Origin of the sequence: Gracilibacillus sp. HCP3S3_G5_2, assembly GCF_052063305.1 — a bacterium.
In the GTDB taxonomy this organism is placed as follows: Bacteria; Bacillota; Bacilli; order Bacillales; family Amphibacillaceae; genus Gracilibacillus.
The window spans coordinates 344,065-358,447 of sequence record NZ_JBQHXU010000003.1; the positions used below are offsets into that span (position 1 = coordinate 344,065).

Here is a 14,383-nt window from a genome sequence, read left to right on the forward strand (position 1 = left end):
ATTTACACGATAAAAGTGCTAATTACATGTAAATTTTTCTTTACAATTATTAATTTTCTTTAATAATTGGGGAGACCGTATCTGTATTACGTTTTAGTAAAATGTCGATAACCGACCAATTGGTTAACATTTATATTTCCGTTACGAAATCCTCCATTTACTAACCTATTTGATAGCAAAAAATGAAAAAGAGCTGTCCAGCAGCCCTTGGATTACATAGCTATTGTAACTTGGATTAAACAATAGTTATGCCAACCAAACTTGGCATAAAACAGAACTTATTAAGTTACCATAACATCACTCTAATACCCTTTTAATGCTTGATTAACAATGTTTACAAGCTCGATACTATAGGTCTTTAAGTCAACTTGTTTTGTTATATCAGTATTAAACATATACTCTCCAATTGCTCCTTGAATCATATTGGCCATGACATCTATGTTAAATTTCCCAAATTCCCCTTTTACTTGTCCATCATGCAAGATTAACTGTAGCTCATTCATGATCGGGTCTTCATCTTCATCGTTACCTAACTTATAATACGGAATATTATCGGGTGTTCTGGCATTAAAGATAATTTCTATCAGAGCCGTATTACGTGCAGGGTACGTACCTTGATAAGCAAGGCTTGCCATAATAAAGGCCTTTATCTTCCCATGATTCGTACCTTCCCGATGTACTCTCTCTAAAATATATGTTGTTGAGCTTTCTAGCAAATTTGTCAGCAGATGATTCATCAAATCGCTTTTATCTTTAAAGTGATAAGAAATCAGTGCTGTGCTAATTCCTGCTCTTTTTGCAATTTGTGCAAGGCTTGCTTTTACGTAACCAATTTCATCAAGCGTTTTAATCGCCGCCTCTATAATTTGCTCACGTCTTGCTTCCGCGATAAATGACTTTTTATCTTCCATTTTTTGTTCTTCTTTCATTTTTCCTCACCTCTGACAATTCTTACATATTGCCGTTTATTTTCATCGCGAATAACAACTCCGTGATCAGCTAAATCTTTTCGAAGCACCTTAGCTTCTTCTGTTTCATCATTCTTTAAAGCTCGTTCCCTTGCTGACAAGAGAGCATTGACATGCGGAGGGAAATCAGGATGGTCAGCTACCCAACGCTGATACTGATTCTTGAAAGGGTCTTTATCTTTCCACGGATATCTATGGTGTTTAAAAGCCTCTGATACCAATTCTTTCTTAGATTCAGACTGTCCTCGAAATAGTTCATTTCCATCAGTGCTTAAGAAGACAAGATCTTTTCCCTCCATGTAAATAGCTGAGGTTTCTGTCTTATGAATATTATTTACTTTTTCTTTAAAATTCAGCTTCACTTCCTCATCTGTAATAGTTATTCTAAGCGTTTCGCTAAAGGCATACAATACAAAGAATACTCCAGCAATCACACCTAAAATGACTCCTATAACCGAAATCCATTGGCTTTCCAATGTAGCAATCCATTCAAGCACTCCTTCAAAAGGAATAAAAGGGATCTTTATTGCCCATTCGGCAATATTAGGTATAAACCACCCGAGTAATGCTCCAAGAATCGGTGGCACAATGATAAGTATAACTTTTTCACCAGTTGATAAACCCAAGACTGTTTCGTTATTCATCACTCTTCTCCTCCATTTCAATATATACAATTCAACCAATTTATTTACAATCTGATTCAGTTCTTAGTTGATTAACCGATTCAGTTTTAGAGTGAAATAGATTTCGGTATCCAACACAAATCATCCGATTACACTAATTATTCATTATAGTCATCCGTAATGATTGGTTAGCACTTCGTTAATCAGGTACTTTGATTGGTTTTTTGCGTATGACATATATGCCAAAAAGGATGAGCACAATTGCACCTAATAAGAAAATCGTGTTACCTATTAGTTTATCAGATGACGATACATTTCCGAGAGGTTGGATAAGAAAAGCAATCCAAGTTCTCGTCAAAATCGCACCACCTGCAAAAGCAAGATAGTGCATGGAATTCCACCCTTTTTGCTTGGACCAAACTAAAATCAAATAACCAAGCAAGGATAATAACATTATTCTTAATATAACACCTGGCCACTCCATCATAAAATCCGAGGAAAACCCCAGTAAAACTGCTAATAATTCAATGATAGTGTGCATACTTAGCAGGAAGAGCGTCACCGCTCCAACAAAAAAAGGCTTAGGAGCTGGTTTGTCAATGCGTGTCATGTTGTGTTTTCCAATAGTAAATGAAGCAATGATCAAAGCGATAACGATGATTCCAGTAACAATGAATTGCGTTAGGGAAGGGAGAAAATGGTCCATTGTCACCTGATCTTGAAAAATAAATGCAGAAGCAAGTAAATATAAAATGGTGATAATAGTCAAACTTACATTGCTTAACCATGACTCTCTTTTACGATTTGTAAAGAATATCTCCATGATCACGATGGGAACAGTAATACTCCAAATGACGTGTCCACTTATAAAATCAACAGCTTGGTATGCACTAATACCGAGAAAAGAAATATAAGTTGGGTCACGCAAATCTTGCCAATAATCGATGTCCTGGAATGCCGGGTTGAATAAACCATGATCGATCATACCTGCTTGAAATAAACCAAATGCAAAAGCAAGAATAGTCATTGTTAGCCAGCCAAGACCTGCACGACGTGTAACTTCACGTATAATTAATGCTGCTCCACCGTACAATGGTCCAAAAAATAGTAAATATAAGAACATTAACCCAAAATTTCCAGTCACATCGAGATAACCTATAATGTACTCTGCAGTAAATGGTGCAAATAATAGTAATCCAAGTACTGGTAGGAGCTGTGTCTTGTATTTACCACATCCAGACTCATTTTTGACGTGTGTCACCGTTTCAGAGTTTTTATTCTTCATTGTTTCCTCCAAATCATCAAAAAGATGATATATATTTTGACTGACCGATCATTTAATTAATTGATCAACCAATCAAATATTAGCATAAGAAAACTTTGCAGTCAATAGAACCATGGCTATTCGGTAGCAAAAGGTATTTTGCAAAATATTAGTTTCATTCCAAATGTATCTGTTTTCATTGATAGATCTGAAATAAATTAAGAAATTCCACACGGTAATCCGAATATCCCTTTTTTGTTAACCGCTGATGCTCTTTATATTAATGGGGAAGTTATCCGAAATTGATCGAGGCTTTACTAATACCAAATAAGGAGAAGGCTGTCTCTCATATTTTACTTGTTGAGTGACTGTTCTTATTTATGAAAAGATTACATAATGGTATATCAGGAAGAGGTAGTAAAAGACAGTAATTTTTCGATACAAAAAAAATAAAGTAAGACTATGGCCAGTGTGGGCCTTAGTAAACAATTAGCACTGTGATAAAGTAAGCACTTGATTTCATTTAGGATTTATTTTTTGCTATGGTGTATGTGTAAGGTTTCTATCAATGAACTGGAGGAATCAAAATGAATAGGAAGAACAAACAAATTCTTTTGGCAAATCGTCCGACTGGAACACCTAGTAAAGATACATTTCAGTTTGCCGAAACAGCTATTACACAACCTAGTAATGGTGAGATACTTGTGCGCACATTATATGTTTCAGTTGATCCATATATGCGCGGGAGAATGATTGATGCCCCTTCTTACGTAGCTCCTTTTCAATTAAATGAAGTGATTGAAGGTGGAGTGATTGGTGAAGTAATTGAGTCACAATCAGATCAATTTGCTCAAGGTGATATTGTTATTGGCGGATATGGTTGGCAGACATATTATACAGCAAAAGAAACAGAAGTTAGAAAAATAGATAAAGATATGGCTCCTATTTCCACTCACTTAGGAATTTTAGGGATGACTGGATTAACCGCATACTTCGGGTTGCTAGAGATTGGTAAACCGAAAGCAGGAGAAACGGTCGTTATTTCTGGAGCTGCAGGGGCTGTCGGGTCTGTAGTCGGTCAAATTGCTCGTATCAAAGGAGCACGTGTGGTAGGAATTGCTGGTTCGACTGATAAGATTCAATACTTAAAAGAAGAATTAAATTTCGACGAAGCGATTAATTATAAGACAACATCCAATTTGGCGGATGACTTGGCAAAAGCATGTCCGAACGGGATAGATGTTTACTTTGATAATGTTGGTGGTGAAATCTCTGATGCAGTACATGCACAATTAAATAAATTTGCTCGTATTCCTGTTTGCGGGGCTATCTCTAGTTACAATTTGGAAGGTGAAGATATCGGCCCACGTGTGCAAACGACACTTATTAAGAAAAGTGTGTTAATGCAAGGTTTTACAGTAGGTGATTATGCTAATCAATTCCCTGAAGGTTCTGCAGTGCTTGCTAAATGGTTAAAAGAAGGCAAATTACAATACCAAGAAACGATCAAAGAAGGCTTTGAACAAATCCCGGATGGTTTCCTTGATTTATTTAAAGGTAATAACATCGGAAAACTACTAGTAAAGGTTGCAGATATATCTAGCAAATAACTCTTTGAAGCAATGAGGAATGCGTACTCCCTTTCTCTGTTAACCTATAAAACATTGAAAAAGCATCGGAGGTTATCCGATGCTTTTTTCTTAACCCATATTTTTGATTAGTTCATCAGCAAATTCTGATGTTTTCACTTCTGTTGCTCCATCCATTAGACGAGCGAAGTCATAGGTTACAACTTTTGAACCGATTGTTTTATCCATTGATTGAAGGATTAATTCACCAGCTTCTCTCCATCCAAGGTGCTCAAGCATTAATACACCAGATAGAATGACTGAGGACGGATTCACTTTATCAAGTCCAGCGTATTTAGGTGCCGTACCATGAGTTGCCTCAAAAATAGCGTGTCCAGATTCATAGTTAATGTTCGCACCTGGGGCAATACCGATACCACCAACCTGTGCAGCTAATGCATCTGATACATAGTCACCATTTAAGTTCATGGTGGCAACTACATCAAATTCTTTTGGACGAGTAAGAATTTGTTGTAAGAAAATATCTGCAATCGCATCTTTTACGATGATACGACCAGCTGCTTCTGCATCTGCTTGCGCTTTATCCGCTGCATCACGGCCCTTTTCTTCGACGATTTTGTCATACTCTGCCCATGTGAACACTTTGTCACCGTATTCTTTTTCTGCTATTTCGTAACCCCAGTTTTTGAAGGCACCTTCTGTAAATTTCATAATGTTACCCTTATGTACTAAAGTAACACTTTTACGTCCTTCATTAATTGCGTAATCTATTGCAGCACGCACAAGTCGACTAGTACCTTCTTTAGATACTGGTTTTACACCGAGACCAGAAGTTTCAGGGAAACGAATGTTTTCAACACCCATTTCGTTTTGAAGGAAGTCAATTACTTTTTTCACTTCATCAGAGCCTTCTTGCCATTCAATACCTGCATAAATATCTTCTGTGTTTTCACGGAAAATAACCATGTCTGTATCCTCAGGACGCTTAACTGGTGATGGAACTCCCTCAAACCAACGGACAGGACGAAGACAAGTAAATAGATCTAATTTTTGACGAAGTGCTACATTTAAAGAGCGGATACCGCCACCGATTGGTGTTGTAAGAGGTCCTTTAATCGCAATTTTATATTCACGGATTACATCAAGTGTCTCTTCTGGTAGCCATTCACCTGTTTGGTTATATGCTTTCTCACCAGCAAGCACTTCTTTCCATTCAATACCTTTTTCACCGTTGTAAGCTTTTTCAACAGCAGCCTCTAGCACTCTGCTGGCTGCAGCCCAAATATCTGGACCAGTTCCGTCCCCTTCAATAAAAGGAATGACAGGTTTATTTGGTGTTTGTACCACACCATTTTCTACTGTAATTTTTTCACCCATAATTCATATTCCTCCTAGACTCATTATTATTTATATCATTTTCATAAAGAAAATGGTTAACGCTGATTGACATCCACATAAGTTTGTTTTTGTGGACCAACATATTCTGCACGTGGTCTAATTAAACGGTTGTTCTCATATTGTTCTAAAATATGAGCAATCCAACCAGAGAAACGACTCATCGCAAAAATTGGTGTATAAAGATCATGTTTAATCCCTAAACTATGGTACACGGAAGCGGAATAGAAATCAACATTAGCAGGTAATCCTTTTTCCGATTTAATATATTCTTCAATTTTTACGGACATTTCATACCACTTTGCCATCCCTTGACGTTCCGTTAATTCTTTGGACATTTTCTTGAGATGTTTAGCACGTGGATCCCCTGTCTTGTATACACGATGACCCATGCCCATGATCTTTTCTTTATTAGCCATTTTTTCTTTTACATATGGAATAGCATTATCGACTTCACCGATTTCAAGCAACATTTCCATTACACGTTCATTTGCACCACCGTGAAGTGGTCCTTTAAGCGCACCAATGGCTGCTGTAATACCAGAATAGATATCTGATAATGTAGCAACACATACACGTGAAGTGAAAGTAGATGCATTTAGTTCATGATCTGCGTGAAGCACTAATGCTTTATTAATCGCTTCTGTTTCTAAATCACTAGGCTCTTCACCATTCAGCATATAAAGGAAGTTTGCGGCATAGCTCAAGCCTTTCTTTGGCTGTACCACATCTTTTCCATCACGAATACGTGAAAAAGCGGTTACTATTGAAGCTACCTTTGCTTGCAGTTTAATCGCTTTCCGTTTATTAGCCTCTTCACTCATGTCATCAGCTTCCGGATCATACAAACCAAGCAGTGAGACAGCTGTTCTTAAAGCAGCCATCGGATGAACATTATGTATATCATATGACTTAAAATGTTCTACTACTCCATCTGGTAATGTCATATTTTCAAATAAGTCAGATTCCAACTCAACTAGCTCTTCTTTATTTGGAAGCCTTTTATTCCACAATAAAAAGACAACTTCCTCAAAGCTAGCATTCTCTGCCAGATCATCGATCGTATAACCAACATATGTAAGTTGATCATCAATAATAGAACTAACCTTTGACTCTGCTGCTACTACCCCTTCAAGTCCTTTCGTTGTTGACATAACATCCCTCTCCTTTTCTTATCCAAATTGCTTTTACTTCTACCGTCAAAAGCGATAAAAATAATGGTGCTTTTGAACATCCCCATGCCTATTATAAACAAACAAAAAAAGATAGTAAATGAAAACGATTAAAATTTATCATATATTCTCGTTTTCTATCATAGCTTGTATTACCTTTCATTACTTGAAAAATAAAAGTGCATCAAGCATTTTGATAATAACATATGCAATTCCCGCGCCAATCAAAGGACCTACCGCAACACCTTGAAACATTACAACAGCAATAATAGTGCCTATTACAAGTGCAGTAGTAATTTCGGGATCATTGGCTAACAATGAAAGTCCATGCTTTGCCACAACTGCTACGAACATCCCGGCAATAAGAGCCACCCAGGCGTGGTAAGATTTTACACTTTGCAGTAATTCTTTGAATCCTATCTCTCCTGTTGCAATTGGAATTAACACAGCAACTGTTATGATGATGACACCCCAGCCAATTCCTTTGTCCTGTATGTAAGGAAAAAGCTTATCATCAATTTTTAATAACTTCATTCCAAAAAGTATGTACACAGCTACCATAATAGCCTGGTTTTTGGCAATGTAGCCAAGCAAAAATAATATTAGTAAAAAAATGGTTGAACTACTTAACATAAGATGTCCTCCACAGCCTACTCACCAATGTTTATCTTATCACAAAGTGCTTCATTTTGAAAAAAATAACCCCTGAATTAGAAGGAGATTTTACTATGCTAACTAAGCAAATGACAATAAGAATTATATACCTGATAAGTATTCTTTCGTTGTTGTTATTAATCGTTTATCTAATTATCCAATTTCTATTTCCGTTCTTTTTAGCCTGTATATTTGCTATTCTTTTATTTCCGATTATTAAATTGATGCATGTTCATTTGAAGATTCCCTATGTGTTAAGCTGTTTATTAGCAATTTTCATCGCTATTGTTGGCATCATTATCTCACTTTTTTATATCGGTCTTGAATTACTACAAGGAATAGTTTACTTAACGAAATCAATGCCAGATAACCTACGTTTCTTCCTGGAACAGACTATTACCAGTTTTAATCAGTGGATACAACCATTTATTCAAAAAGCAAATCAGTATATCCATAGTTTACCTGATGAGCAGCATTCTCTTATTGAGGAACAATTAGCCGAAATAAGTATCAGTCTAGCTGATCAAATCGCCTATTTATTAGAGATAATATTAAACTGGCTCGGATCGCAAATCGCAAGCCTGCCAGGGTCTGTCACCATTATTATCTTTTCATTTTTATGTACTTTTTTCATTTGTAAAGATTGGGACAAGTTCTACCAATATATTTTGAAAAAAGTTCCTTTATCATACATTCAAATTTCTTCATCTGTCTCCAAACAAATAAAATCAAAAATTATCAGGTATTTAAAAGCCCAATTAATCCTGATATCGATCACTTTTACGATTATTCTTCTCGGATTAAGCATTTTCCAAATCAAACATGCCTTTACGATAGCACTTTTGATGGCATTAGTGGACCTTTTACCTATTTTAGGAACTGGAATTGTTTTTGTCCCATGGAGCTTGTATTTATTTATGACAGGAGAAACGACATTGGCAATCTGCCTGTTTTCGCTCTATTTATTTGTTATCTTACAAAGGCAAATTTTGGAACCAAAGATCGTTTCTAATGCCTTAGGTATCCATCCGATTTTAACGATTATGGCCATTTACTTAGGTTTTCAGTTATTTGGTGTTAAGGGATTATGGTTAGGCCCTGCTATTCTTTTTATCGGGAAAGCGTGTAGTGAAGCAAATCTGTTCCATATAATATGGCATTATATTAAACATAATCAGTTTACCGTCGATAAATCGTAAATCTCCCACTTTCCATCCATTTACGAGCAATATTTTGAAACATATTTTTAAAAGGTCTTCTAGTAAAAGGGATTAACAGACAGAAACCAAATGCATCTGTTATAAAGCCAGGCGTCAATAGCACGATGCCACCTATTAAGATACAAATACCATCAAAAATATGTTCCTGAGGAGCATAGCCCATGCTCATAGAATCTCTTGCTTTCCTTAACGTTTCCAATCCTTGTTGTTTGGCTAACCAAGCACCAACTACACCAGTCAATATAATTAATAGTATAAGCCACCACGGCCCTATATATCCACCAGCCCAGACTAATACACCAATTTCTAATGCTGGAACAACTAAAATTAATAATAGAAAGATTCGAAACATCGTTATCACCCTTTTGTAGATAAAAATAGAGAAGAAGCTGGACTTCTTCTCTATTTTTCCGTTATTTTAAAGAACACTTGCATGACCAGCGTATATATCGCCTTTCTGTGCATCAATCGTTATATCTTGTCCATCGTTAATTAATTCTAAAGCTTTCTCTACACCTACAATAACCGGTATTCCTAAGCTTAAACCAACAACTGCAGCATGAGAAGTCAATCCACCTTCTTCTGTAATGATTCCTCCTGCTTTCTCAATCGATGGCATCATGTCCTTATCTGTCCCATAAGTAATAATGATATCATCTTGCTTCAACTTTAATTTTGCTTCATCTGCGTCTTTACAAATAACAGCTCGTCCATACGTACTACCTTTCCCTACTCCTTGTCCTTTAGCCAAAACATCTCCAATTACATGGACTTTCATCAGATTAGTCGTACCACTTTCTCCGACTGGAACACCAGCAGTAATAATTACACGATCACCGCGTTTGAAGTGATTAGTTTTCAATCCTTGTTCAATTGCTTCTTCCAATACGTCATCAGTAGTATGACCAAGTGTGCCAACAATTGTTTCTACACCCCATACCAATGCCAATTTTCTACTTACTTGTTCATCAAATGTAACGGCAACAATCGGTGCTTCCGGACGATATTTTGAAATCATACGAGCAGTAAAGCCACTAACTGTAGGTGTTAAAATCGCATCTACATTTAGATTCATTGCTGAATGATTAACAGACTGACTAATAGCATCTGTAATCGTCATATCTGATGCCTTAGAACGAAGGTCCAGCATTGCCTTATGATCAATAGCCGTTTCTGCTTTCCTAGCGATATTACTCATTGTTTCTACTGTTTCAATTGGATAGTCACCAGCTGCTGTTTCACCAGAAAGCATAATGGCGTCTGTTCCGTCTAAAATCGCGTTCGCAACGTCTGATGCTTCCGCCCTAGTAGGTCGTGGATTACGTTGCATTGAATCAAGCATTTGAGTTGCAGTAATAACTGGTTTACCAGCATTGTTACATTTATAAATCATTTCCTTCTGAACTAATGGTACTTCTTCTGGTGGAATTTCTACCCCCAAGTCACCACGTGCCACCATTAACCCATCGCTCACTTGAAGGATTGCGTCTAAGTTATCGACACCTTCTTGGTTCTCTATTTTTGGAATGATTTGAATATGTGTTGCATTATGTTCTTCTAACAATCCTCTAATTTCTAGCACATCAGATGCACGACGAACAAATGAAGCTGCAATAAAATCTACACCTTGTTCAATTCCAAACTTAATGTCAGCAGCATCCTTTTCGGTGATACCAGGAAGATTAACACTTACATTCGGTACATTGACTCCTTTTTTGTTTTTTAATAATCCAGAGTTAAGTGCTACCGTTTTTAATTCATTTCTATCTTTGTGAATTTCAGTTACTTCCAAAGCAATTAAGCCATCATCTAATAATAACTTAGATCCTACCTCTACATCATGAATTAACTGAGGATAAGTTACCGAAATACGTTCTTCATTACCTTCTATATCATCCATTGATACATATACAGTGTTACCTTTTATAATATCAGCTTTTCCATCTTTCAACGTTCCTGTACGAATCTCAGGCCCTTTTGTATCTAAAAGGATGGCAACTGTTTTACCTAGTTTTTTGGCTACATTTCGAATATTTTTAATTCTTGCACCATGTTCATCAAAATCTCCATGAGAGAAGTTTAACCGGGCTACATTCATACCTGCTTTGATTAATTGTTCTAATTTTTCTTCTGCTTCTGATGCTGGACCAATCGTACAAACGATTTTTGTTCTTCTCATTTTGCTTCCTCCTTCAATCTCAACCGTGTTTTCAACAAATGTATTATATGTTTAAATAGAAAGTTGATTTGCTAAGTTATACATGTTCATATTAACTGCATGTTTTTTAGATAAAACTTCTGAAATATCATGATCAACGACAAGATTATTTTGAATACCAACCATCCGACCACCGACGCCATCCATTAATAAGTCAACAGCTTTTGCACCCAAACGACTTGCCAATACACGGTCATACCCTGAAGGTGAACCTCCACGCTGAATATGGCCAAGGACTGTTACACGTGTGTCCATATTGGTTTCTTCTTCTATACGTTTTCCGTATTCGACACCACTGCCTACACCTTCTGCAAGAATAATAATACTATGTTTTTTTCCACGTTCCTGTCCTCGTTTCAGTTTGCTTACAACACTTTCGAAGCTTTCTTCTTGTTCAGGAATAATTACGCTTTCCGCACCATTGGCAAGACCTGCCCATAATGCTAAATCGCCGGCATCTCTTCCCATTACTTCAATAACATATGTACGTTCGTGTGACGTTGCTGTATCACGAATTTTGTCCACAGCATTGACAATTGTATTAAGTGCTGTATCAAAACCTATTGTATAGTCAGTTCCTGGAATATCATTATCAATAGTTCCCGGCACACCGATGCATGGAAAACCTTTCTGCGTTAATTTTTCGGCACCACGAAACGATCCGTCTCCACCAATGACAATAAGCCCTTCTATCCCGATTTTTCTCATTTGCTCAATTGCTTTTTGCTGGCCTTCATCTGTCTTAAATTCTTCGGATCTTGCAGAATACAGTATTGTTCCACCTCGTTGGATAATGTCTCCTACTGAACCTAGTTCCATTTTCTTAATATTACCTTCCATTAAACCTTCATATCCGTTGTATACACCGTAAACTTCTAAATCATGATAGATAGCTTTCCGAACAACAGAACGAACTGCCGCATTCATCCCCGGTGCATCTCCACCACTTGTTAATACACCAATTTTCTTCAAATAAATCACCTCATTAACAAAATAAATTGTCCTACAACATTTTTCCCCATTTTTTCTCTCTTTTAAACTATATAGGAATACCCCTATAGATTATACATGAAATAAAAACGAAACTCACCCCTAAACAATATAATTTTAGCGTATTTCTCTTAACTTTGAAAGATTTTTGTTGTTTTTTATCGTTTATCAAACCCAAAAAACTCTCTATTTTTTTTACTAATTCATATTAAATACAATAACGTGCTAGTAAATTCTCCAGAGTAAGGCTTCTTTCATTCGCTCCATAGGAAGTATCAGCATACCGCTCCGGCAGAATACTTCGCCTCCACGGACACGCCCTTAGCTAAGGAACTTAATTGAATGAGCTTCTTACGCACTTGCACCATGGAATCCTACTTTAGAAGCATTACTAGCCACCCCAGATATATTAAAGGGGGTGTAATGAGAAAAACCTCTCCTAAAGTTGGAGAGGTTTGGATTTAGACTTCTACTTTTTCTACTATTGATTGGACGTCGCCGATCTGTTTATATTTTTCCCATCGTTTGTCCAGTAATGAAATTTCTGTTTCTACTTCTAACTCCTGTAATGATGCATCTAGTACTTTACTGATGTTCAAAGCTTGCGTAACTGGATCACGGTGAGCTCCACCAAGTGGTTCTGGAATCACCTCATCAATTACCTCTAAGTCTTTTAAATCGGGAGCCGTTATTTTCAAAGACTTAGCAGCCCTTTCAGCCTGTCCCGAATCCTTCCACAGTAAAGCTGCTGCCCCCTCAGGTGAGATGACGGAATAAGTAGAATTCTCTAACATGTGAATTTTGTCTCCTACGCCAATACCAAGTGCACCACCACTTCCGCCTTCCCCAATCACAATACAAATGATCGGTACTTTAAGCCCCGCCATTTCCATCAGGTTTCTTGCAATAGCCTCACTCTGTCCTCGTTCTTCTGCCGCTTTCCCGGGATATGCACCTTTTGTATCAATAAATGTTATAACTGGTCGCTTGAATTTTTCTGCTTGCTTCATATGACGCAGTGCCTTCCGATACCCTTCTGGATGTGGACTTCCAAAATTACGTTTAATATTATCTTTAGTATTTTTTCCACGTTGTTGTCCAATGACAGTGACTGGCTTACCTTTGTACTTAGCAATACCCGCTACAATCGCTTCATCATCACCATATAAACGATCACCATGAAATTCAATAAAATTAGTAAATAATTGCTCAATATAGTCCAAAGATGTTGGACGTTCGGGATGACGAGCGATTTGTACACGATCCCAAGGTTTCAACTTTCCATATATATCATTTTCTAATTTAGCCAGACGATTTTCCATTTTTGTTATTTCATCGGATAAATCAATATCACTATCTTTTGTCATTGCTTTTAATTCTTCTATCTTTTCACGTAACTCAATAACAGGTTTCTCAAACTCCAGCACGTGTTTCAACTGAGTCACCTCCAAACCCATGAATTTCCAATATCGTTCCAAGTGTATCGCGCATTTCTCCACGAGGAATGACTTTATCAACCTGACCATGCTTCAACTGAAATTCTGCAGTTTGAAAATCCTTCGGTAGTTTTTCACGAATGGTTTGTTCGATTATTCGTCTTCCAGCAAAACCGATTAATGCTCCTGGTTCAGCAAAATTATAATCTCCAATCGAAGCAAAGCTTGCAGAAACACCACCAGTAGTAGGATTTGTCATAACAGAAATAAACAAACCATTTTCTCTATGCAAACGTTCAATCGCAATCGATGTTTTAGCCATCTGCATCAGACTTAATATACCTTCTTGCATACGAGCTCCACCAGATGCAGTAAAAACAATGATCGGCATCTTTTCTACACGAGCACGTTCAATAGCTCTGGCAATTTTTTCTCCTACTACAGATCCCATACTTCCCATTCTAAAACGGGAATCCATGATGGCAACCGCTGTTCTAATCTCATGGATTTTACCTTCTCCTGTTACAACAGCTTCATTTAACCCTGTTTTTTCTCTATCTTTTGCTAGTTTGCCTTCATATTCAGGAAATTGTAGTGGATTTTCTGATAACAATTCTTTATCCCATTCCTCGAAGCTGTCTTCATCAAATAAACTGTTGATACGATCATATGCAGAAATTTGATGATGGTGCCCACATTCAGGACAAACATTTAAATTTTTAATCAATTCTTTTTGATAGAATATTTTTTTGCATCCGCCACATTTTTGCATTAAACCCTCAGGCACATCTTTCTTGCCATTCTCACTAGGAATGGATGCATATTTTTTCTTTTTGCCAAACAAATTCAACAAG

Annotated in this window: 13 protein-coding genes; 2 read left to right on the forward strand and 11 right to left on the reverse strand. The window is 37.0% G+C overall.

Features of this window, described 5'->3' with window-relative positions:
- Positions 1–302 precede the first annotated feature (302 nt).
- The 3 genes from ACTNEP_RS06700 to ACTNEP_RS06710 form a co-directional block, all read right to left on the reverse strand.
- Positions 303–929, reverse strand: coding sequence for a TetR/AcrR family transcriptional regulator (locus tag ACTNEP_RS06700; RefSeq protein WP_441160994.1), 627 nt, complete (start codon positions 927–929; stop codon positions 303–305).
- A complete protein-coding gene (locus ACTNEP_RS06705) occupies positions 926–1,612 on the reverse strand; it encodes a YqeB family protein (RefSeq protein ID WP_441160996.1) in 687 nt (228 codons plus the stop codon). The genes ACTNEP_RS06700 and ACTNEP_RS06705 overlap by 4 nt, the downstream gene beginning before the upstream one ends.
- Positions 1,613–1,790: 178 nt before the next feature.
- Entirely contained in the window at positions 1,791–2,876 is a 1,086-nt protein-coding gene (locus tag ACTNEP_RS06710; protein WP_441160997.1) for a hypothetical protein, read from the reverse strand.
- A gap of 566 nt (positions 2,877–3,442) precedes the next feature.
- Between ACTNEP_RS06710 and ACTNEP_RS06715 the strand changes: the two genes are divergently transcribed.
- Entirely contained in the window at positions 3,443–4,465 is a 1,023-nt protein-coding gene (locus tag ACTNEP_RS06715) for an NADP-dependent oxidoreductase (RefSeq protein WP_441160999.1), read from the forward strand.
- A gap of 90 nt (positions 4,466–4,555) precedes the next feature.
- Here ACTNEP_RS06715 and icd read toward each other — a convergent pair whose 3' ends face one another.
- The 3 genes from icd to ACTNEP_RS06730 form a co-directional block, all read right to left on the reverse strand.
- Positions 4,556–5,821, reverse strand: coding sequence for an NADP-dependent isocitrate dehydrogenase (gene icd, locus ACTNEP_RS06720; protein WP_441161000.1), 1,266 nt, complete (start codon positions 5,819–5,821; stop codon positions 4,556–4,558).
- A 56-nt stretch (positions 5,822–5,877) separates the two neighbouring features.
- A complete protein-coding gene (citZ, locus tag ACTNEP_RS06725; RefSeq protein ID WP_441161002.1) occupies positions 5,878–6,993 on the reverse strand; it encodes a citrate synthase in 1,116 nt (371 codons plus the stop codon).
- A 180-nt stretch (positions 6,994–7,173) separates the two neighbouring features.
- On the reverse strand, positions 7,174–7,644 hold the full coding sequence (locus tag ACTNEP_RS06730; protein ID WP_441161004.1) for a DUF441 domain-containing protein: 471 nt from the start codon (positions 7,642–7,644) through the stop codon (positions 7,174–7,176).
- Between the two features lie 95 nt (positions 7,645–7,739).
- On the opposite strand from ACTNEP_RS06730, the gene ytvI reads away from it, so the two are divergent.
- Complete coding sequence (gene ytvI, locus ACTNEP_RS06735) at positions 7,740–8,864, forward strand: sporulation integral membrane protein YtvI (RefSeq protein ID WP_441161006.1); 1,125 nt, start codon at positions 7,740–7,742, stop codon at positions 8,862–8,864.
- On the opposite strand, the gene ACTNEP_RS06740 is transcribed toward ytvI, so the two are convergent.
- The 5 genes from ACTNEP_RS06740 to accD all read right to left on the reverse strand — a co-directional run bounded on the left by ACTNEP_RS06740 (position 8,845) and on the right by accD (position 14,379).
- A complete protein-coding gene (locus ACTNEP_RS06740; RefSeq protein ID WP_441161007.1) occupies positions 8,845–9,237 on the reverse strand; it encodes an FxsA family protein in 393 nt (130 codons plus the stop codon). The two genes, ytvI and ACTNEP_RS06740, sit on opposite strands and share 20 nt — an antisense overlap.
- Before the next feature lie 66 nt (positions 9,238–9,303).
- Positions 9,304–11,064: a pyruvate kinase gene (gene pyk / locus ACTNEP_RS06745; protein WP_441161009.1), complete on the reverse strand. Its 1,761-nt coding sequence runs from the start codon at positions 11,062–11,064 to the stop codon at positions 9,304–9,306.
- 51 nt (positions 11,065–11,115) lie between these two features.
- The gene (pfkA, locus tag ACTNEP_RS06750; RefSeq protein WP_441161010.1) at positions 11,116–12,075 is read right to left on the reverse strand and encodes a 6-phosphofructokinase; all 960 of its coding nucleotides are present in this window, start codon (positions 12,073–12,075) and stop codon (positions 11,116–11,118) included.
- A gap of 479 nt (positions 12,076–12,554) precedes the next feature.
- Positions 12,555–13,529 carry an acetyl-CoA carboxylase carboxyl transferase subunit alpha gene (gene accA, locus ACTNEP_RS06755; RefSeq protein ID WP_441161011.1) on the reverse strand — a complete coding sequence of 325 codons (975 nt, stop codon included), beginning with the start codon at positions 13,527–13,529 and terminating at the stop codon, positions 12,555–12,557.
- A complete protein-coding gene (gene accD, locus ACTNEP_RS06760; RefSeq protein ID WP_441161111.1) occupies positions 13,507–14,379 on the reverse strand; it encodes an acetyl-CoA carboxylase, carboxyltransferase subunit beta in 873 nt (290 codons plus the stop codon). Before accD ends, accA begins: the two co-directional genes overlap by 23 nt.
- Between the last annotated feature and the right edge of the window lie 4 nt (positions 14,380–14,383).